Source organism: Myxococcus sp. MISCRS1 (assembly GCF_026626605.1).
In the GTDB taxonomy this organism is placed as follows: Bacteria; Myxococcota; Myxococcia; order Myxococcales; family Myxococcaceae; genus Myxococcus; species Myxococcus fulvus.
In genome coordinates this window covers 10,342,515-10,361,867 of the sequence record NZ_JAPNKB010000001.1, presented here as the reverse complement: position 1 = coordinate 10,361,867, position 19,353 = coordinate 10,342,515, and the positions used below count along the sequence as shown (strand labels likewise).

The 19,353-nt window shown below is 70.0% G+C and carries 16 protein-coding genes and 1 riboswitch; of the genes, 5 read left to right on the top strand and 11 right to left on the bottom strand.

The features are described 5' to 3' along the window. Positions 1-2: 2 nt before the first annotated feature. Both sugE and OWM54_RS41260 read right to left on the bottom strand, forming a co-directional pair. Positions 3-329: a quaternary ammonium compound efflux SMR transporter SugE gene (gene sugE / locus OWM54_RS41265; protein WP_223749081.1), complete on the bottom strand. Its 327-nt coding sequence runs from the start codon at positions 327-329 to the stop codon at positions 3-5. Between the two features lie 18 nt (positions 330-347). Continuing rightward, positions 348-417, bottom strand: a riboswitch (guanidine-III (ykkC-III) riboswitch). 94 nt (positions 418-511) lie between these two features. After that, a complete protein-coding gene (locus OWM54_RS41260; RefSeq protein ID WP_420715366.1) occupies positions 512-2,218 on the bottom strand; it encodes a SulP family inorganic anion transporter in 1,707 nt (568 codons plus the stop codon). Positions 2,219-2,397: 179 nt separating this feature from the next. On the opposite strand from OWM54_RS41260, the gene OWM54_RS41255 reads away from it, so the two are divergent. The 3 genes from OWM54_RS41255 (at position 2,398) to OWM54_RS41245 (ending at position 6,265) form a co-directional block, all read left to right on the top strand. After that, positions 2,398-3,117 carry an outer membrane beta-barrel protein gene (locus tag OWM54_RS41255; RefSeq protein WP_223749082.1) on the top strand — a complete coding sequence of 240 codons (720 nt, stop codon included), beginning with the start codon at positions 2,398-2,400 and terminating at the stop codon, positions 3,115-3,117. A gap of 108 nt (positions 3,118-3,225) precedes the next feature. Beyond that, the gene (locus tag OWM54_RS41250; RefSeq protein ID WP_267700874.1) at positions 3,226-5,049 is read left to right on the top strand and encodes an aspartate:alanine exchanger family transporter; all 1,824 of its coding nucleotides are present in this window, start codon (positions 3,226-3,228) and stop codon (positions 5,047-5,049) included. Positions 5,050-5,407: 358 nt separating this feature from the next. Then, positions 5,408-6,265 carry an SMI1/KNR4 family protein gene (locus OWM54_RS41245; RefSeq protein WP_267700873.1) on the top strand — a complete coding sequence of 286 codons (858 nt, stop codon included), beginning with the start codon at positions 5,408-5,410 and terminating at the stop codon, positions 6,263-6,265. A gap of 448 nt (positions 6,266-6,713) precedes the next feature. On the opposite strand, the gene OWM54_RS41240 is transcribed toward OWM54_RS41245, so the two are convergent. The 5 genes from OWM54_RS41240 to aspD all read right to left on the bottom strand — a co-directional run bounded on the left by OWM54_RS41240 (position 6,714) and on the right by aspD (position 13,189). Continuing rightward, positions 6,714-8,042 carry a DUF1254 domain-containing protein gene (locus tag OWM54_RS41240; RefSeq protein ID WP_267700872.1) on the bottom strand — a complete coding sequence of 443 codons (1,329 nt, stop codon included), beginning with the start codon at positions 8,040-8,042 and terminating at the stop codon, positions 6,714-6,716. A gap of 111 nt (positions 8,043-8,153) precedes the next feature. Then, positions 8,154-9,044, bottom strand: a complete 891-nt coding sequence (locus OWM54_RS41235; RefSeq protein ID WP_223749086.1) for a hypothetical protein — start codon at positions 9,042-9,044, stop codon at positions 8,154-8,156. Between the two features lie 110 nt (positions 9,045-9,154). Beyond that, positions 9,155-10,294: a hypothetical protein gene (locus OWM54_RS41230; RefSeq protein ID WP_267700871.1), complete on the bottom strand. Its 1,140-nt coding sequence runs from the start codon at positions 10,292-10,294 to the stop codon at positions 9,155-9,157. A gap of 24 nt (positions 10,295-10,318) precedes the next feature. Next, positions 10,319-11,485: a type II asparaginase gene (locus OWM54_RS41225; protein WP_223783367.1), complete on the bottom strand. Its 1,167-nt coding sequence runs from the start codon at positions 11,483-11,485 to the stop codon at positions 10,319-10,321. Between the two features lie 36 nt (positions 11,486-11,521). After that, positions 11,522-13,189: an aspartate 4-decarboxylase gene (gene aspD / locus OWM54_RS41220; RefSeq protein WP_267700870.1), complete on the bottom strand. Its 1,668-nt coding sequence runs from the start codon at positions 13,187-13,189 to the stop codon at positions 11,522-11,524. Positions 13,190-13,425: 236 nt separating this feature from the next. Between aspD and OWM54_RS41215 the strand changes: the two genes are divergently transcribed. Both OWM54_RS41215 and OWM54_RS41210 read left to right on the top strand, forming a co-directional pair. After that, the gene (locus OWM54_RS41215; RefSeq protein WP_267700869.1) at positions 13,426-14,439 is read left to right on the top strand and encodes a formylglycine-generating enzyme family protein; all 1,014 of its coding nucleotides are present in this window, start codon (positions 13,426-13,428) and stop codon (positions 14,437-14,439) included. Between the two features lie 202 nt (positions 14,440-14,641). Beyond that, entirely contained in the window at positions 14,642-15,712 is a 1,071-nt protein-coding gene (locus OWM54_RS41210) for an ornithine cyclodeaminase family protein (protein WP_223749091.1), read from the top strand. 10 nt (positions 15,713-15,722) lie between these two features. Here the strand turns inward: OWM54_RS41210 and OWM54_RS41205 are convergent, their stop codons facing one another. Genes OWM54_RS41205 through OWM54_RS41190 form a run of 4 tightly spaced genes read right to left on the bottom strand, consistent with a single transcriptional unit; the run spans position 15,723 to position 19,351 of the window. Then, positions 15,723-16,721: an NAD(P)H-quinone oxidoreductase gene (locus OWM54_RS41205; RefSeq protein ID WP_223749092.1), complete on the bottom strand. Its 999-nt coding sequence runs from the start codon at positions 16,719-16,721 to the stop codon at positions 15,723-15,725. Beyond that, a complete protein-coding gene (locus OWM54_RS41200) occupies positions 16,708-17,235 on the bottom strand; it encodes a MaoC/PaaZ C-terminal domain-containing protein (protein ID WP_046713949.1) in 528 nt (175 codons plus the stop codon). The genes OWM54_RS41205 and OWM54_RS41200 overlap by 14 nt, the downstream gene beginning before the upstream one ends. Continuing rightward, complete coding sequence (locus OWM54_RS41195) at positions 17,232-18,122, bottom strand: aldolase/citrate lyase family protein (RefSeq protein ID WP_267700868.1); 891 nt, start codon at positions 18,120-18,122, stop codon at positions 17,232-17,234. Before OWM54_RS41195 ends, OWM54_RS41200 begins: the two co-directional genes overlap by 4 nt. Then, positions 18,119-19,351 carry an aminotransferase class I/II-fold pyridoxal phosphate-dependent enzyme gene (locus OWM54_RS41190; RefSeq protein ID WP_223783371.1) on the bottom strand — a complete coding sequence of 411 codons (1,233 nt, stop codon included), beginning with the start codon at positions 19,349-19,351 and terminating at the stop codon, positions 18,119-18,121. The genes OWM54_RS41195 and OWM54_RS41190 overlap by 4 nt, the downstream gene beginning before the upstream one ends. Positions 19,352-19,353: the final 2 nt, after the last annotated feature.

The window sequence follows — 19,353 nt, the reverse complement described above, 5'->3', positions numbered from 1 at the left end:
CGTCAGGGGTCCGCGCCGCTCGTCGCCTTCAGACCGATGATGGCGACCAGCAGCATCGACAGGAACACGATGCGCATCGGGGTGAGCGGCTCGTGGAAGAGCACCACGCCCAGCACCGCGGCGCCGAGCGCCCCGATGCCCACCCACACCGCGTAGGCCGTGCCGATGGGCAGCGTCTTCGCCGCCGTGGACAGCAGGAACATGCTGGCCACGATGGCCGTGCCCGTGAGGATGCTGGGAACAAGACGGGTGAAGCCCTCGGTGTACTTGAGGCCGATGGCCCAGCACACCTCGAGCAGACCCGCGATGACGAGAATGATCCACGCCATGACGTACGACTCCAGAGATGAGCGTCGTCTTGTCGTGACCGGGTACGGCGCACCTCGTCCGGGCCCGCCGAACCCACCCTGGGAACGACGGACGGCGAGGTCTATAGCGCCTCGCCCCTCTGTCTTCAACGTCCTCGAATCCCCCTTCATTCCCCAGGCGGGCGGCCGGCTGGGGCCCCACGTCAATGCAAGGCCTGGAACCGCGCCACGGCGGCCTCCACGGTGAGGTAGACGTTCTGTTCCCCCAGTCGCTCCATCATCCCCGTGCGCCGCAGCATGCCTCGCAGCGGCGCGTTCGCGTCCGCGATGACCAGGACGATGCCCTCGTCCTCCAGCTCCTGGCGCAGCTTCTCCAGCCCCTCCGCCGCCGTGACGTCCAGGTCGAACACGGCGCTCGCGTCCAGCACCACCTCGCGCACGGGAGGGGACGCCCGGGCCACCAGGACGCGCACCTGCTCGCGCAGGTGCCGCGCGTTGGCGAAGAACATCGGCGCATCGAAGCGATACACCAGGAGCCCCGGAACGGTGCGCGTGCCCTCGTGCCGTGTCACGTCGTGCCACCCGGACACGCCCTCGCGCTCGCCGAGCACCGCGTCGTGGGGATGCGCGGCACGTCGGATGAGGTCCCCCAGCGCGAGCGCGACGGCGACGAGGATGCCCTGGAGGATGCCGAGCACCAGCACCGCCACCGTCGTCACCACCGCCAGCACCGCCTCCACGCGCCGCATCCGCCACAGGGCCACGAGCGAGGACACGTCCACAAGGTACACCGCCGCGACGATGACGATGGCCCCCAGCGTCACCAGCGGCAGGCTCTGGAGCAGCGGCGTGAAGAAGAGCGCGAACACGGCGACCAGCACCGCGGCCACCACGCCCACCAGCTGCGACCTCCCGCCCATCGCGTCGTTGACCGCCGTGCGCGAGTCACTTCCCGTCACCGGGAACCCTTGCGTGAAGGCACACGCCACGTTCGCCGCGGCCTGCCCGAGCAGCTCCTGGTTCCCGTCCAGCCGGTAGTGGTGCTTGTCGGCATACAGCCGCCCCGCGAGCACCGAGCCCGCGTAGTTCACCAGCGCCAGGCTGAGCGCCGCGGGCAGCAAGGCCCGCACATCCGAGAAGCCCACCCGGGGCAACCCGAACGACGGCGGCGCCGAGGCGATGGGCCCCACCACCTTCACCCCCGCGTGGTGGAGCTGGAACACGCTCGCCGCCACGGTGGTGAGCACCACCAGGATGAGCGGCCCCGGCAGCCTCGGGAGCCACTGCCTCAGCAGGACCAGACACCCGATGATGCCCACCCCCAGCAGCACCGTGGGCAGGTGCATGCCGTGCAGGTTGCGGCCGACCTCCAGCACCTGCCCCGGGAAGTCCTCGGCCCGCCGCTCCAGGCCGAACATCCGCGCCAGCTGGCTGCCGATGATGATGAGCGCGGCCCCGTTCGTGTAGCCGATGAGGATGGGCTTGGAGAGGAAGTCCGCCAGCGCTCCCGTCTTGAGCAGGCCCGCCGCCAGGCTCAACAGCCCCACCATCAGCGCCAGCAGCGCCGCGAGCGACGCATACCGCGCGGGGTCGTCTCCCGACACGACGCCGCCCAGGGCGCTCGCGGCGATGATGGCCGCGCCCGCCTCCGGCCCCAGCATCAGGTGACGCGAGGGACCGAAGAGCGCGTAGGCCAGCATGGCCGCCACGCCCGCGTACAGGCCGGTGACCGGGCGCACGCCGACAATCTGCGCGTACGCCAGTCCCTGCGGCACCAGCATCGCGCCAATCGTCAGCGCGGAGAGCAGGTCCGGGCGCAGCCAGGCCCGCGAGTAGGTGGACATCCACCCCAGCCCCGGCACGTTCCGTCGGGCGCGTCGCCAGCCTGCTGTCGCCGTGAGCCTCGTCACGCCTCGACGATGTGTCCTCGGGCCCGCCGCGGCACGGGCCCCGGGGGAGGGGCAGCCGGGCGACGCTGTCCAACACGCCACGACGACCCGGCGCGAGAGGGAGCCACGAGCCCGCGCCGCGCGCGGCCCCCAGGGCACCACGTCCCCAGCTTCAGCGAGCCATGTCGTGAGGAGGTCGCATGCCTCGGTGCATCGCCAGGCTCGTGCTGTTGTCCTCGCTGCTCGTCCCCTGGGTCGCGCGAGGAGGTCCGCTGAGACAAGTCGCGGAGGACCCCGCCGCGGGCTTCGTGGAGGACTCGCCGCCGATGGCCGGGCGCTTCACCTTCAACCTGGGGGTCGGCCTCGTCTTCCCCGTCGGCGAATCACACAGCCGCTTCAAGGCGGGCTGGGGCTTCCTTCTCGGCGGCGGCTACCACTTCACCGAGCACTTCGGCCTCCGCGCCGAGTACCAATACAGCGACTACAACCTGAAGAGCGACGTCCTCCCCGACGAGCGCGTCTCCGGCGATCACATCATGCAGTACGGAGACCTCAACCTCTTCCTCGGCCTGCTGTCGGGCAGGCGCCTCGGGCTCTACGTGACGGCGGGACCGGGCCTCTACTACCGCAAGGTGGAGCTCACCCAGTTCGCCGGCACGGGGCTCGTCCCCGTGTGTGATCCCTATTTCTTCACCTGCTACACGGAGGTCGTCCCGGTGGACGTCATCCTCGACTCGCGCAGCTCCACGGACATCGGCGTGAATGGCGGCGTGGGCCTCACGTACCGGCTCTACGGCACGGTGCGCGTGTATCTGGAGGCGCGCTACCACCACATCTTCGGCCCCGAGTACCAGACGGCCACGGGCGCGCGCCGGGCGAACGGCCAGTACCTGCCCATCAACCTGGGGCTGCGCTTCTGACGACGGGCCGGCGCGTCGGCCGCCTCTCCCCGTGGGGCACGTCCGGCGAGGAGCCTCGCGCCCTACCTTGACCGGAAACGCTGGAGGGATGCACGCATGAGAAGCCAGATGCGCCATACCGCCCTGCTCGCGGGCGCCGCCGTCGTGGGCCTCGCGGTCATCGCCTTCGCACAGGGTCAGCCGGCGCCCGCCGTGCAACCCCACCCCCACGGCGTCTTCGGCGTGGTGCTGGACTACATGCGCCGGCAGCCCTTCATCCTGCTCTTCCTCGTCGTGGCCGTCGGCTACGCGCTCGGCGAGCTGAAGGTGAAGGGCGTGGGCATGGGCTCCACGGCGGCCACGCTGCTGCTGGCCCTCATCGTCAGCTTCTGGGCCTTCGACGCCTACCAGATCGAATACGCCCTGCCGGAGTTCACCAGCACGGTGTTCTTCAACCTCTTCATCTTCGCCATCGGCATGAAGGTGGGTCCCCAGTTCCTCGGCGGCATCCATCGCGAGGGCAAGCACCTCATCCTCCTGTCCCTGCTGGTGCCGCTGCTGTCGGCCGCGCTGGTCTACGCCTCGCGGTACTTCACGCACCTGGCGCCCGGTCTGCTCGCGGGCATCCTCTCCGGCGCGAACACGGCGACGCCGGGCTTCGGCGCGGCGCAGGCGGCGCTGGCGAGCGGCTCGGCGGCGCTGACGGGGGACGCCGCGCGGCAGGCGCCCGGGAACCTGACGACGTCCTACGCGTTCCTCTACTGCATCAGCATGGTGCTCTTCACCGTGATGATGTCGGTGATGCCGAAGATGTTCGGCCGCGACGCGGTGGCGGACGGCAAGAAGATGGAGAAGGAGCTGGCGGGCGAGGACTCCGCGCCGCTGCCGGGCACGGCGGACTCGTTCATCCGGGGCTACATGCCGTTGGACCTGCGGGTGTTCCGCGTGGAGAACCCCGCGCTCGAGGGGCGCACCGTGGCGGACCTGGACCATGCGCACCCTCGCGTGGCCATCGAGCGCGTCTACCACGACGGCCGCGTCTACAACCCGCCGCCGGACCTGGTGCTGAGCCGGGGCGACGAGGTGGCGATGCTCGGCCCCGTGTCGCTGCTGCTGGCGGGTGGGCCGCACATCGGCCCGGAGGTGGACGACTCCAAGCTGCGCAACGTGAAGTTCGACACGGTGGAGTTCATCGTCCACGACAAGCAGGTCGTCGGAAAGACGCTGGGAGAGCTCGCGCTGCGCATGGGCCACGGCATCTACCTCAACGCCCTGTTCCGCGCGGGTGACCAGCTGCCGGTCAGCCGTGAGCAGGTGGTGAACAAGGGCGACGTGTTGCGCATCACCGGCAGCCCCAAGCGGGTGGCGGACCTGCGCAAGGTGCTCGGTCCGCCCGTGAAGCCGAGCCTCTCCACGGACATCATCACCCTCGGCCTGGGGCTCGCGGCGGGCGCGCTGCTCGGCGCGATCACGGTTCCGCTCTACGGCATCAAGTTCAGCCTGGGCTCGGCGGTGGGCCTGCTCATCGTCAGCATCGGCCTGAGCATCCTGCGCACGCACAACCCCGCGCTCGGCGGCCCGTTCCCGGAGTCCGCGCGTCAGCTGCTCGAGGATGTGGGGCTGAATGTCTTCATCGCCATCCTCGGCCTGAACTCCGGCGCGGGCGTGGCGCACGCCATCGAGGGCGGCCTCCTGGGGCCCACGCTCATCATCGGCTCCATCGCGGCCTTCATCCCGCCCATCATCGGTTGGATGGTGGGCCAGTACATCTTCAAGATGAACAGCGCGGTGCTGATGGGCGCCATCGCGGGAGCCCGGTGCAACAGCGCCGGCATGAGGGCGGCGCAGGAGGCGTCGAAGAGCATCGTCCCCGCCATCGGCTACCCGGTGACGTTCGCCATCTCCAACCTGCTGCTGACCCTCATCTGCTACCTGTTCGCCCTGATGGGCTGAGTGAGGCCGCCATGAGCAAGCCCCTTCCCTCGTGGAACGACGGCGCCACCCGACAGGCGCTGCTGGACTTCGCTGGACGAGTTGCGGCCGCACCGCTGGCAGCCGTCCTCCTCCTTCGCGCCGGACTCCTCCTGAAGTCAGGCAAGCCTCGGCGCCCCTGACCTCCACGCGCGGCTTTCATGCGGTGCGAGTGGACGAGTGCATCCGTCGGACGTCTCCCATCGGTCGGTTACCGCCCCCGAGCGCTGAGCCGCCTGCACACCCGAAGGTCCGCGGTGATCGAGAGGTCGCCGCGGGCTCTCGCGTCTGATTCGCGGAGATCTTTGACGCAGCGTCCCTCCAGTGGTGATGTCGTTCGATGCCGCAGGCTCCCAAGGATCTCGTCCGCGCTCTCGAACGTCTCGATGTGGCCATCCGCCGCGCCGACCCCGGGGGGCACGCCTCGTTCCTACCTCCGGCTGCGCCCGAGCAGCTGGCCGGGCTCGAGGCCGAGCTCGGGACGGCGCTGCCAGGCGACCTTCGCGCCCTGTTCAGCTGGCACGATGGGACCGCGCTGGTGTCGTTCGATGGCTCGAGCGTTTACTCGATGATGGGCTGCGTCGAGGCGATCTCGACTCGTCGGTTTCTCCTCGGGTTCGACAGTGACGGTGCGCGGTTCTCCGAACATTGGGTTCCCGTGCTCACGAAGGGCAACGGCGACCACGTCGCGTATGTGCTGTCGGGAACCGAGGCCGGCCAGCTGGTCGAGTACCGACACGACGACGCCTCGCGCCCCATTTGGGCGCCCTCGCTCGCGGCACTCGTGGCCAGCGCACTGCGCACCTGGGAGAGCAAGCCGGTTCGAGAGCAGGGGGCGCTGATGCGGATCGGCGGGTGGAGCAGGGAGAGCGCGGTCCATGTGGGGACGCTGGGGGTCGGCGACGCCATCGTCGTGTGCTCCCTCGGCGCGGCGATGCGCCCATTCTGGAACCTCTATGTTCAGGTCGACGCCAATCGGTGGGTGTGGGGATTCTCAGGAGCAGAAGATTGGGAGCCGGAGGCGCTCGCGGTGGCCTCGCGGGCCATCGGCGGCCCGCTGAAAGACACGAGCACCGTCGCATCCAGCGTGGACGGCCTCTTGCTCGACAACGCATGGACGTTCGAGGACCGCCCGCCGCGCGCCCCCGACGACTTGAGCATGCTGGGCGTGTACCGAGGCCGCGTCGTTCGCGCCTGACGTCGGCGGCTCGAGGTCAACCACCACGGCTCACGGGTAGCCTCGGTCCATGGGCCTTCGCACCTGTGCTGGTTGCCAACGTCACATCCGATGCGCGTCCACCGCGTGCCCGTTCTGCAGCCTCGCGTGCGAGCCGGTCGCGGAGCTGAACGAAGGGCCCTACCAACCCCAACTCGCGCATCGCGGAGCTGCCGCCTCACGAGTGGAAGCGTCAGCAGATCACCGGTCCGCCCGAGTCACGCTTCCAGCCCCAGCCCTGAACGCTCCTCCGGTCGCGGCGTCTGCTGGGCACGGACCTCGTCCGCCTTCAACCGCTCACGCCCCGTCGCTGACCGGACGGATACGAGGGCCGACAATCCGCCCCACCCCGCGGGGCGGACCTCCCGGCCGCCCGGGACGGCGCGAGCGTCAACGGACGACACTCGCGTCGTCCCGGGGGAGCCGGGGCTCAGTCGTTCAGCGCCTCGACGGCTGGAGGCACATAACGCCCCCGGAGCGCGGCCTCGGTGGGACCATAGAGCCGCAGCAGGAGATAGAACGGCCCTGTGGGCACCGGCAGCCAGTTGGACTGACGCGCGGCCTCCGGGGGCGTGCTCTGGAGGAAGAACGAGATGGAGCCATCCTCGGACCGCCTCAACGTGCGCGAGCGATCTCCCAGCGAGTACCGGTGGATGTCGTTCTCCACCAGCATGTGGCTCTTCGCGTCGTACGCGGTGAGGGACCAGAAGAAGCGCACCGGAGGAATCGCCTCCTTCGGGAAGCGCAGCACGTAGCGGGCACGCGCCCCATCGAGCGGACGGCCGGCGCCATCCAGGTGGGTGATGGGATAGACGGCCTCGGCCGCTGAGTTCGCGTAGAGGTAGTTCCACGCCACGCGGGCGCGCAGCGCGTAGTCGTCGCCGAAGTCACCCACCTTCGGGTCCGGCAGCTCCCACCCCTGATGCAGCATCGGCCGCTGCTGGATGGACTCGCGGGCCTCGCGGACTCCCGCCAGCATCGCGTCACGGAGGTCCGGTGGCAGCGACTTCGCGTCGAAGGACTCCCCGGGGCGCACCCCGACGCGCGCGAGCCTTGCCAGCAGCGGTCGCTCCGCATCGGAGAAGCGGTGCCACCGCATCATGAAGTTGATGTACTCGAACGCCTTCAGCGACGCGTCCGCCTTGTCATCGAAGTACGGAGGCCACGACACCTCGGGGAGCTTCGGCGCCGGCAGCCCGGAGAACACGTGGAGCGGCGTCGCCTTGAACTCCCGCTGGAGCGGGACCGCGGCCGCCAGGTCCTTCGGACCGTCCACGCCGACGCGCAGCAGCGCAGCCACGAACCAGGAGTCGGAGCGGATGATGCTCGCGTCCTTCAGCGGCTCGGGCAGCGGCCCCGTCCAGTCAGGCCCCGAGACGACGAACCGCCCGGGGGCCGTGCCCGTGGCCCGCGTGCCGATGTACGGCAGGTTGTTCGTCGTGATGTCGACCAGCTGGATGCAGAAGTAGCGCCCGTTCAGCTCCGGCGTCTCCACCACCACGGGCCCGCCTCGCAGGTCCAACACCGCCACCGAGTAGAGCGTGTCGTTGTTCGGGGAGACGACCTCCCGGTCCTCGGAGGTGAACAGCCGGGAGAAGTGCAGGAACTGGTTGGCGGGCCGGAGCTGTGGCGACTCCGGACGGAAGTTCAGCGCGAACAGCCGGTAGTGCTCCACCAGGGGCAGGCCGAAGACATACGCCTCACGCGCGATGTCTCGCGCCTCCTGGGGCGACAGCCCCGTGGTCGATTGCTCCAACATGACTCACCTCGATGGCGTGGGTGCCGGGTCCGAAGCCCGGCTCATGCCCGCAAGCTGAGCCGCCACTTCCACCCGGGCAACACCGTCGCCGGACGACAGGAGGTGAGCCCGCTACGCCGGCACGCCACCCGGAGGAACCCGCTTCGAGCCCTCGGACTCTCCATGGCGCTTCACCCACAGCTTGTACGGGGTCAGCGCCAGGACGCGGATGACGACGTACGCACCCACCACACCCGCCACCTCGAGCGCCCGGTAGTTCGGATAGCTCTGGGTGATGATGGTCATCGACAACACCGGGTGCGCGAAGGCCGCGGCCAGCACCACCGCCTTGCGGTCCTCCATTCGCGGCGCCCCCGCCCAGTGTCCCAGCACGGCCGAGATCGTCACCAGCAACACCAACGCCACCACCGCGAGCCACGCGGTGTGGATGAGCTTCGGACCGACGATGAAGAGCACGCCCACCGACACGGCGATGAGCAGCACGTTGAACACCCGACCACACCAGCGCGCGAGCGTCCGGGCCAGGCTCGGGAAGTAGTGCCCCACCGCGACTCCCACCATGAGCGGAGGGACGATCTTCACCAGCAGCAGCCGGAAGACCAGGCTCGGCGCCGCCCTGAACTCGACGCCCAGGAGCCGGTCCACGCCCCGCACCCAGAGCGGCACCGTCACCAGCGCGCAGAGGCTGAGCAGCAACAACAGGTTGAGGGACGTGGTGCTGCTGGCGCCCAGGGAGCGTGCCTGGTTCACCTGGAGCGGCGCGCCCGGACAGACGGCCATCAGCAGCACGGCGCTGGCCACCACCGTCGGCAGCCGGAAGACATGGACCAACGCGATGGCCACCAACGGCACCAGCAGGAGCACCACCAGCAGCGAGCGCGCATACAGCGCCGGGCGCTCCAGGACGTGCCGGATGTCACCGGGCCTTCGCTCCAGGCCCTGGGTGAACATGAACAGGGTGACGATGTTGCCCAGCACGAACACGGCCAGGGTCCTGAGCATGCTCGCCTCCTTCCAAGCGGCATGCACACCGGCCGCCGTCGTTGGATATCCTCACGTCCGCCCCCTGCCGACAGTCCTCGGCGGACAGGCACCCGAGCGCAGGCCGCCGCTCAGCTCATGCTCTGGCGCAGCTGGTTCACCACCGCCAGGAACTGCCGGTCCACCATCAGCAGGATGACGAGCGGCGCCAGCCCGGCCGCTCCCACCGCCAGCAGCCCGCGCTGGTCCCACGGGAACAGCTTCATCTTGCGAGCCACCATGAAGGACGAGCCCAGGTCCGCCAGCGACGAGAAGTCCGGCGCGCCGAGCGCGGGGAGCTCGGGCTTCTTCTGGAACCACCGGTCCTCGAACTCGCGCGAGTGGTGCGCCGCGACGGCGGAGAACCACGGGTCCCCTCGCCGCTTCGCCGCCACCAGCGGCCGGAAGAAGCACGCCAGTGGCGCGAAGACGGCCAGGCAGGCCAGCACGGCGTAGAGGACCTGGGGCATGATGTAGACCAGCGGGGACTCGGTGATGGCGGCGGCGTTCGTCCGGAACGAGTATGACGCCACCGGCACGGACACCGCGAACACCACCGGCGCGAAGCTGGCCTGACAGACGGCCAGGAACCCCAGGCCGCCCGACTGGTCCGGGTGCGTGAAGGCCAGGCGAAGCGGAAGCCGCGAGACGCGCAGCAGGAAGACCGCCCACACGACTCCGCGCCACAGCCACCGCAGCACCAGGAAGCGCACCAGCGGCTGGGCCACGCAGAGGTACCAGCCGCCCGCGAGCGACGGCTGGCCCCAGGATGACACCTGCCACGCCCGCGACGGGTCCGGCGAGGTGAGCCACGCGAACGCGATGACCAGCCCCAGCAGCAGCAGCTCCACGCCCGCCGAGTCACACCACCGCGTGCACCTCCGGGCCAGCGCCTCCAGCGCGCCCCGTCCCCGCTCGCCCACCAGGTCCGCCCGGAGGAACTGACGCGCCGCCGCGCCCAGGCGGCTGTCGATGTAGGGCCCCGACGCCACGAGCACCGGCAGCGACAGCAGCAGCTCGCCATGGACCTGGAGATCCCGAAGCAGCAGGCGCGGGGCGTCGCCCCCCTGCATCCACGTCATCAGGACCAGCGGCCCCCAGCACCCCAACGCGAGCACGAGCGCGAAGAGGCCGGAGCGGCGCGGCTCGACACCGCGCAGCCGCCGTCCCAGCGTCTGGAATGGACCGCCCCTCACCAGCGAGAAGTCCGACAGCGTCTCCGAGCCCACCATGGGAGCACCGCGAGGCGGAGGGCCTCAGTACTCCTCGAACATCCGCTGGACGCGCGTGGGGTCCTTCGTCTCCAGCAGCGCCAGCTGGAGCAGCACGCGCGACTTCGCGGGGTTCAGCTCCCCGGAGGCCACGAAGCCCTTCTGGTCGTCGTCGATTTCATTGTTGCGCAGCACCAGGCCGCTCGGCAGGCGCGTGCTGCGCACCACCACCACGCCCTTCTTCACGTGCTTCGCCAGCGTGTCGAGCGCGGGCTGGGTCATGTTCCCATCCCCCACCCCCGCGATGACCAGCCCCTTGGCGCCGTTCTTCACCGCCGAGTCGATGAGGTCCGGGCTCATGTTCGCGTGTGCGTAGAGGATGTCCACGCGCGGCAGCGCGCTCTCGCCCGCGATGGAGAACTCGGAGTCCACCGTGTGCCGCTTGTCCATCTTCTCGAACCAGTGGATGTCACCCGTGTTGACCACGCCCGCGGGCCCGCGGTTCAGGCTGCGGAAGGTCTCCACGTTGGTGGTGTTCGTCTTCGTCACGTTCCGGGCCGCGTGGATTTCGTCGTTGATGACGATGAGCACGCCCCGCCCCTTCGCCTCCGGCGACGCCGCCACGGCCACCGCGTTGTAGAGGTTGCCCGGCCCGTCCGCGCTGGTGGCGGTGGCGGGCCGCATGGAGCCCACCAGGACCACCGGCTTGTCGCTCTTGACCACCAGGTCCAGGAAGTACGCCGTCTCCTCCAGCGTGTCCGTGCCGTGCGTGACGACGACGGCGTCCACGTCCGGCGAGGCCAGCAGCTCGTTGGTCCGCTTCGCCAGCTTCAGCCACACCGCGTCGTTCATGTCCTGGCTGCCGATGTTCACCACCTGCTCACCGGATAGCCGCGCCAGCTTGTCCAGGTTCGGCACGCTCTTGATGAGGTCCGCCACCTTGAAGGCCCCCGCCTTGTAGCCATACCCCTGGGGGTTGCCCTGCGAGCCGGCGATGGTGCCGCCCGTCGCCAGGATGCGCACCGACTGCAGCGGCGCCGCGTCCTTGCCGTCCTTCGCCTTCGTGTCCGCCGGGGCCCCGCGGGTCGACGACGCCTCCGCGCCTGGGGACGTGGGCCGCGCCGAGCCCTCCTGCGCGGCGATGCCCGCGCCCGTCAGCAGCAGGCCGACCGCGCACAACAGTCCTCGCATCGAGTTCTTCGAGCCATTCATGATGGGCCTCCGTCGAAGGTGGGCATCTTCGCGCGCTCACGAGTCCAGCTCGCGCCCCTTCCACTCCTGGATGGCGCGGATGACGATGTCCTTCAGGCCCTGGCCGATGCGCGGGTAGGCCTCGTCGTCCAGGTTCGCCAGCGACACGCGGGCAGACCACTCCGGCCCCTCGAAGCCGCTGCCGTTGAGCAGCACCACGCCATGCCTGCGCGCCAGCGCGAGCACGATGTCGAGCGGGTCATGCCGTGCCTCCTCGTACTCCACGAAGTCCTTCCCCACGTGCTTGCGCCCCCACGCCTCCAGGTCGAGCGTCTGGTAGTACGCCGAGCGCAGCGGGTCCTCCGGCAGGTCCACGCCCAGGCCCTGGTACAGCGCGGCCAGCCGCTCGCGGCAGATGCGCCGGCAGCGCTTCTTGTACGCGTCGTCCTTGTCCAGGAGCGCGAACAGCGAGAACAGCGACATCTGGAGCTGCTGCGGCAGGGACAGGCCCGCGGTGTGGTTCAACGCCACCGCGCGGCTGTCCGCCACCATCCGGTCGATGAACTTCAGCCGCTCGGGCTCGAGGGTGATGGAGCCGTAGCGCTCCTCGAGCATCTCGCGCTGGGCGGCCGGAAGGCGCGCGATCATGTCATCGAGGATGTTGTCCTCGTGGAGCGCGACCACGCCCAGGCGCCAGCCGGTGCACCCGAAGTGCTTCGAGTACGAGTAGACGAGCAGCGTGTTGTGGGGCAGCTCCGCCGCGAGCGAGCGGAAGCCCTCCACGAACGTGCCGTACACGTCATCCGTCAGCAGCAGCAGGTCCGGCCGCTTCTTCCGGACGATGTCCACCAGCAGGTCCAGCGACTCACGCCGCATCGCCGTCGCGCCCGGGTTGCCGGGGTGGACCACGAAGAAGGCCTTGATGCGAGGGTCCTCCAGCTTGCGCAGCTCCGACTCCGGATACTGCCATGAGTGCCGCCCCTCCTCGGTCATCTCGCTCTGCCGGATGTCCACCGTGCGCAGGTCGAACTCCTCCAGGCGCGGAATCTCCAGGTAGGGCGTGAAGATGGGCGTGCCCAGGGCGATGGTGTCCCCCTTCTGGAGCAGGCCGTTCACCATCAGCGAGCGGAAGATGTACGTCATCGCCGCGGTGCCGCCCTCGACGGCGAACAGGTCGAAGCGCCCCGGCGGCGGACGGCCATCACACATCTCCTTCGCCAGATAGGCCTGAACGATTCGCTCCGCGTGGACGAGCATCCGGTCCGGCACCGGATAGTTGTCGCCGATGGCCGCGTCGGTGAGCTCCCAGACGAACGCGTCCTCGTCGAAGCCCAGCTCGCGCACGCCGTGCTCCAGCGAGTCGCGCAGGAGCCTCACGGCCGCGCTGTCCTCCTGTGCGTCCAGGAAGTCGCGCAGCCGCCGGGCGATGCCCGGTGACTTCGGCATGCCCGCCAGCCCCACCTCGGGCTCGTTCCAGGTGCGGCGGCTCTCGCTCAGCGCGAACTGCCCCATCAGGAAGAACGCCTCGCGCGGCGTGGTGGCAATCCAGTTGGGGTTGCCCCGCCCCGCGTTGAGCATCACCGCCGCGCGCGTCTTCGCGGACTCGTCCGCCATCTCGATGAGCGTGTCCTTCAGCTCGAAGGGGCTGAGCTTGTGGAGCTCGCGGGGCGTGGTGGTGTCCGTCTGCTCCCTCACGCGCGTCTCCGTCTCGGTCCTCGTCTCCATGAGCCCCTCCTGCACGTTGGCGACAGGACGTTGTCCACGCGTGCACACGCCGCCAATCCGAAGGCGGACACGCCGCGGGCGCTCGCAGGTCCGGGTGCCTCCGAGCGCCCGGGGCCCCTCGGTCGCCCCGCCCCGCGGGGCCCGGTTGTCCCGCGCGACGAAGCCACCCAGCTTGCCGCCTGGGGCCACGAGCGTGCCCCTCCACCGGTGTGGACAGACGAAGAGCGAGGCGGCGGATGAGCGTGGATGTCGTCGGTGAAACCCAGGGCCTGCAGTCCCCCGTCTCGCGCAACGAGGTGACGGAGAAGGACGCACCCGCCATGGACCTGGTGTGGATTCCGGGCGGCACCTACTGGATGGGCTCCGACCATCACTATCCCGAGGAGAAGCCCGCGCACCAGGTGACGGTCAGCGGCTTCTGGATGGACCGCCACACCGTGACCAACGCCGACTTCGCGCGCTTCGTCGAGGCCACCGGCTACGTCACCGTCGCCGAGCGTCCGCTGAATCCGGACGACTTCCCCGGCGCCACGCCGGAGCTGCTCGTGCCCGGCTCACTCGTCTTCCGCAAGACGGCCCGGCGCGTGAGCCTGAAGGACCTGACGCAGTGGTGGGCCTATACCCCCGGCGCCTGCTGGAAGGCCCCGGAAGGGCCCGGCAGCACGTGGCTCGGCCGCGAGCGCCACCCGGTGGTCCACGTCGCCTATGAAGACGCGGAGGCCTACGCCACCTGGGCCGGCAAGGCCCTGCCCACCGAGGCCGAGTGGGAGCGCGCGGCCCGCGGCGGCCTGGACCGCAAGGTGTACGTCTGGGGCGACGAGTTCTCTCCGGGAGGCCAGCAGATGGCCAACATCTGGCAAGGAGAGTTCCCCTGGCAGAACCTGAACACCGATGGGTTCGAGGGGACCTCGCCAGTCGGGAGCTTCCCACCCAACGGGTATGGGCTCTTCGACATGGCGGGCAACGTGTGGGAGTGGACCTGCGACTGGTATCAGGAGCGCCACCAGGGCAACGGCGGCAAGGCGTGCTGCATCCCCGTCAACCCGCGCGGCCCCGCCTCCAGCGGCAAGAGCCTGGACCCGAGCCTTCCGCACGTGAGCATCCCCCGCCGCGTCCTCAAGGGCGGCAGCCACCTTTGCGCGTCCAACTACTGCCTGCGCTACCGCCCCGCCGCGCGCTCGCCGCAGTCCATCGACAGCGGAACCTCGCACATCGGATTCCGATGTGTCGTCCATGTCTCGGACGCGTGAGACGCCAACGTTCCGCCCGGAAAAAACGACCGGGTTCCGCTGGGTTGGGCCCCCCCTGTCGTGAACACGAAAGCCCTGCTAGTTTGCGCTCCCATTACAGAGCTGTGTTATCAGCAGATCCTGTTTCGCGAGTCAGCGACTGAAACAGCGGATTGGCCCAGGGGACACTCGAGTGAAGAGCGACGCGACACGGACACTGTTGGTGACTCGGGCGGACCTGCGCTGCATCGTGGAGGCAGTGGGTGCGGACGCGCTGATGGACGAGCTCATCCGCGCGCTCACCGACGCGCTGCGCACGTTCGACGGAGAGCTCACCGAGGTGCGCAAGCGGGATGGCTTCCTGACGGAGCATCCGCGCCAGCCCGGGTGTCTCGAGTGGATGCCGGTGATGCAGAAGGGCGGCGCCGTCACCGTGAAGATGGTGAGCTACAGCCCGTTCAACCCCGAGGAGCAGGGGCTGCCCACCATCATCGCGACCAACAGCCTGTATGACTCCAGGACGGGCCACCTGGTCGCGCTGATGGACGGCGTGTTCGCCACGGCGCTGCGCACGGGCGCGGCCTCCGCGGTGGCCACGCGCTGCCTGGCCTCGCCGGACAGCCGCGTGCTGGGCCTGGTGGGCTGCGGCGCGCAGGCGGTGACGCAGCTGCACGCCATCAGCCGCGTGTTCCCGCTCACGGAGGTGCTCGCGTACGACACGAACCCGGAGGCGCAGGCGTCGCTCGCGCGTCGCACGGCGTTCCTCGGGCTGGACGTGAAGCAGGTGTCGCTTTCGGAGCTGGAGGAGCGCTCGGACATCATCTGCACCGCGACCTCCATCGCCGTGGGCGCCGGCCCCGTCATCTCCGGCAAGGCGCTCAAGCCGCACGTGCACGTCAACGCCGTGGGCTCGGACCTGCCGGGCAAGACGGAGCTGCCGCGCGCGCTCCTGGAGAAGAGCCTGGTGTGCCCGGACTTCACCGTGCAGGCGCTGGTGGAGGGCGAGTGCCAGCAGTTGAAGCCCGAGCAGGTGGGCCCGGACCTCGTCACCCTGGTGAAGAACCCGGACCGCTACGAGTCCTGGCGCCAGAAGGCCACCGTGTTCGACTCCACCGGGTACGCGCTGGAGGACCAGGTCGTCACCGCGCTGTTCCTGCGTCACGCGGAGCGGCTGGGGCTGGGCACGTCGGTGGGGCTGGAGACGGTGGGGGGCGACGCGCTGGATCCCTACTCGCTCCTGCACGAGCCGGGGGCCGCGGCCCGCGGCAACCTGCGCCGCGCCACGGGGAGCTGAAGCCCCCGCCTCAGAGCTCCAGGAGGATCTTCCCGAAGCTCGCGTTGGATTCCATGTACCGGTGCGCGTCCGCCACGCGCGCCAGCGGGAAGGTGGTGTCGATGACCGCGCGCACGCGGCCGTCGACGAGCCGGGGCAGCCAGCGCTCGCGGAAGCGCTGGACGACGGCGACCTTGGCGGCCAGGGGCAACGGACGCAGCGCCATGCCCTTGAGCTGGAGGCGGCGCAGCACCACCTGCTTCAGGTCCAGGTCGCCGCGGATTCCGTCCATCAGCCCCACGAGCATCAGCGTGCCGCCGAAGCGCAGCGCGCGCAGGTTGCGGCCCAGCGCCGCGCCTCCGACGAAGTCCTCCACCACGTCCAGGCCGCGTCCCTTCGTCCACTCGGGCACCGCGTCCGCGAAGTTCTCGCGCGTGCGCACCACGCCCGCCGAGGCGCCCAGCGCCAGACACCGGCGCAGCTTCTCGTCGCTGCCCACGGTGACGAAGACGGTGGCACCCACCTCGCGCGCCACCTGGATGCACGCAGTGCCGATGCCGCTGCCCGCGGCGTGGATGAGCACGGACTGACCGGGCCCCAGTCCGCCCAGCTCGACGAGCGACTCGTGCGCGGTGCAGTACGCCTCGGGCGCGGCCGCGGCCTCGACGAAGGACCAGCCCTCCGGAATCGGGAGGGCCATCCCCTCCTCCATCAGGCACGCCTCCGCGTAGCCGCCGCCGTCCACCAGCCCGAAGACGCGCGCGCCGGGCTGGAAGGCGCGCACTTCGTGGCCCACGGCCTCCACCTCGCCCGCGACCTCGATGCCGAGCAAGGGACTGGTGACGCCGGGAGGCAGCGTGTAGCCGCCGGCGCGCTGGCTGGTGTCTCCACGGTTGAGGGCGGAGGCGCGCACGCGCACCAGGAGCTGACGGGGGCCGGGGACGGGCCGGGGTCGGGTCTCCAGGTGGAGCTGCTCCGGACCGCCTGGAGTCCGCACGACGACCGCGGTCATCACCTCAGTAGTTCGCATCCACGTCCACGCCATGGCGCCGCAAGGGCACGAGGAAGGAGCGCTCGAAGGTCATCACGACGGTGCCGTCCGCCTTGAGGCCCTTGGTCTCCACGGTGACCACTCCCTGTTTCGCGCGAGAGCGGGACCTCCTCTTGGCCAGCACCCGGCTCTCCGCGTACAGGGTGTCCCCCACGAAGACGGGGGCCGTCAACCGGATGCGGTCCCACCCGAGGTTCGCCACGCCCTTGGCGCTGGTGCTGTTCAGACTCATCCCCCCGACGATGGCCAGGGTGACGAGGCTGGACATCAGCGGCCGCTTCCACTCGGTCTTGCTGGCGTAGACGGCGTCGATGTGGAGCGGGTGGGTGTTGAGGCTGAGCAGCGACTGCCACATGTTGTCCACGTCGGTGAGGGTGCGGCCGGGGCGGTGCTCGAAGACGTCGCCCACCTCGAAGTCCTCGTAGAACAGCCCGTGTGTCTCGCGGTAGCGCTGCTTGCCCACCTTCTTGTGGGCGGCCACCATCTTCTTCATGAGTCCCCGCTCCCGGAGCCCGCGCGCAGGTGGACGGGCGCCATGGCCTCGTCATGCTGGACGCTCGCCAGCACCCGCCGCGCCACCGTCACGAGCGGGGGGCCAATCATGCTCCCTCCGACCACGTGGATGCCGCCCTTTCCGTCACCCGCCTGCGCGAGCACCCGGCGCGCGTGGGCCACCATCTGCGGCGTGGGCCGCAGCGCCGCGTGCACCGCGCCCACCTGGTCCGGGTGGATGACGATCTTCCCGGTGTAGCCCAGCGCCCCCACCTTGCGCGTCTCCTCCTCCAGCCCCGACAGGTCTCCCAGGCCGAAGTACGGCGAGTCGATGGCGTTGAGCCCCGCGATGGCCGCCGCCATGGCGATGCGCGAGCGCGCATAGAGCATGGGCTCCCAGGACAGGGACACGCCCATCTGCGCGGACAGGTCCGCGGCGCCGAAGATGAGGCCGCGCAGGCGGGGCGCGGACAGGGCGATGGCGTCCACGGCCTCCACACCGCGCGCCGTCTCGATGATGGCCAGGAGCGACAGCTCCGGGAAGCGGTCTCCCAGGAGCGCGTCCAGTTGCTGGATTTCGGCGGGCGACTCCACCTTGGGCAGCAGTAGGGCATCCAGTCGCGCGTTGGAGTCCAGCAGCGCGAGCACGTCGCGCAGGCCCGCCTCGGTGCGCAGGCTGTTGATGCGCAGGCACAGCGGCCCGCGCGGGCGGGAGGAGGACAGATAGGACAGCGCCAGCCGGCGAGCCTCCGACTTCAGGGCGTGGGGGACACCGTCCTCCAGGTCGAGCAGTCCCATGTCCGCGCCCACCTCCACCGCCTTGTCGAAGCGGGAGGGGTCGATGGCGGGCGTCACCAGGAAGGACCTGCACTGCAAGGGCATGGTCATGATGCGAGTGGCTCCGAGGTCCCGGGCGCCGCCAGCTCCAGCACGGCGTCACACAGCCGCTGGAGGTCCTCGGTGGACAGGTTGGAGCGCAGCATGATGCGAAGCCCCGCCCGCCCCTTGGGGACGATGGGGAAGAACACGGCGGAGGAGTAGAAGCCCGCGGCCATCAACCGCCGCGAGCGCTCCACCGCCAGGGGCTCGGGCCCCACGTCGATGATCTTGATGGGGAAGTCCTCGCCCGCGGTCCGCGTGGGCACGCGCTCGTCGAAGTAGCGCACGTTGGCCCGGAGGGCGCGCTGTCGCTCGGCCAGGTCGGCGCCCCCGTGCAGCCGCGCCGAGGCCAGGCTCGCGCCGATGGCCGGAATCGACAGGCTCTGGGACCAGCCCAGCGGACCCGCGAAGCGGCCCACCAGGTCCGCGTGCTGCTGGGGCCCCAGCATGACGGCGCCGCCCGCCGTGCCGAAGCCCTTGCCCAGCGAGCCGATGATGATGGTGCGCGAGTTGACCTCGCCGCCCATCGTCGCGCGCACGTAGCCCTCGCCCGACGCGCCGTAGATGGAGAGCGAGTGCGAGTCGTCGAAGTAGAGGAACAGCCCGTACTTGTCCTGCAGGTGGAACAGGTCCTTCACGATGGCCACGCCGCCCATGGAGTAGAAGCCGTCCGCCACGTACGCGACGCGCGCGTGCTTGCGGCAGAGGTCCTCCAGGAAGTCCAGGTCGTTGTGCGGCGCGGTGATGACGTGCGTCTCATCCGCGCAGATGGGCTTGATGAGGTTCATCGAGAAGTGCGCGGACTTGTCGAAGACCAGGATGGGCTTGTGCCCGTCGGGCAGCAGGTGGCCGGACGCGATGAGGGGCAGGAGGCCCGCGCTGGCGGAGCTGGCGGAGTTGGTGACGATGGTCTTCGCGCGCCAGCGGTGGGTCAATTCCTCCTCGAGCGCGTCCAGGTCCGCCAGCCGGATTCGCAGCCGGGAGATGGACATGCACAGGGTGCGCTCGCGCTGGAGCACGTCGATGGCGCCCTGGAGCACGTCCGGGTGCGAGTCCAGCCCCAGGTACGAGCACGAGCACATGTTGATGAACTCACGGCCATCCGGCAGTGCCAGCGTGCCGCGTCCGGTGTTGTGCACGGACAGGTCCAGCAGCCCCGCTTCCTTCGCCGACGTGAACGACGGGTTGCCGTGGCCGATCATCGACTCCGTGTTGCGATAGCGATTCTTGAGTTCCATGA

Coding starts and splice junctions, on each gene's coding strand:
- sugE (WP_223749081.1), bottom strand. CDS start 329: ATGGCGTGGATCATTCTCGTCATCGCGGGTCTGCTCGAGGTGTGCTGG.
- OWM54_RS41255 (WP_223749082.1), top strand. CDS start 2,398: ATGCCTCGGTGCATCGCCAGGCTCGTGCTGTTGTCCTCGCTGCTCGTC.
- OWM54_RS41250 (WP_267700874.1), top strand. CDS start 3,226: ATGCGCCATACCGCCCTGCTCGCGGGCGCCGCCGTCGTGGGCCTCGCG.
- OWM54_RS41245 (WP_267700873.1), top strand. CDS start 5,408: ATGCCGCAGGCTCCCAAGGATCTCGTCCGCGCTCTCGAACGTCTCGAT.
- OWM54_RS41240 (WP_267700872.1), bottom strand. CDS start 8,042: ATGTTGGAGCAATCGACCACGGGGCTGTCGCCCCAGGAGGCGCGAGAC.
- OWM54_RS41235 (WP_223749086.1), bottom strand. CDS start 9,044: ATGCTCAGGACCCTGGCCGTGTTCGTGCTGGGCAACATCGTCACCCTG.
- OWM54_RS41230 (WP_267700871.1), bottom strand. CDS start 10,294: ATGGTGGGCTCGGAGACGCTGTCGGACTTCTCGCTGGTGAGGGGCGGT.
- OWM54_RS41225 (WP_223783367.1), bottom strand. CDS start 11,485: ATGAATGGCTCGAAGAACTCGATGCGAGGACTGTTGTGCGCGGTCGGC.
- aspD (WP_267700870.1), bottom strand. CDS start 13,189: ATGGAGACGAGGACCGAGACGGAGACGCGCGTGAGGGAGCAGACGGAC.
- OWM54_RS41215 (WP_267700869.1), top strand. CDS start 13,426: ATGAGCGTGGATGTCGTCGGTGAAACCCAGGGCCTGCAGTCCCCCGTC.
- OWM54_RS41205 (WP_223749092.1), bottom strand. CDS start 16,721: ATGCGAACTACTGAGGTGATGACCGCGGTCGTCGTGCGGACTCCAGGC.
- OWM54_RS41200 (WP_046713949.1), bottom strand. CDS start 17,235: ATGAAGAAGATGGTGGCCGCCCACAAGAAGGTGGGCAAGCAGCGCTAC.
- OWM54_RS41195 (WP_267700868.1), bottom strand. CDS start 18,122: ATGACCATGCCCTTGCAGTGCAGGTCCTTCCTGGTGACGCCCGCCATC.
- OWM54_RS41190 (WP_223783371.1), bottom strand. CDS start 19,351: ATGGAACTCAAGAATCGCTATCGCAACACGGAGTCGATGATCGGCCAC.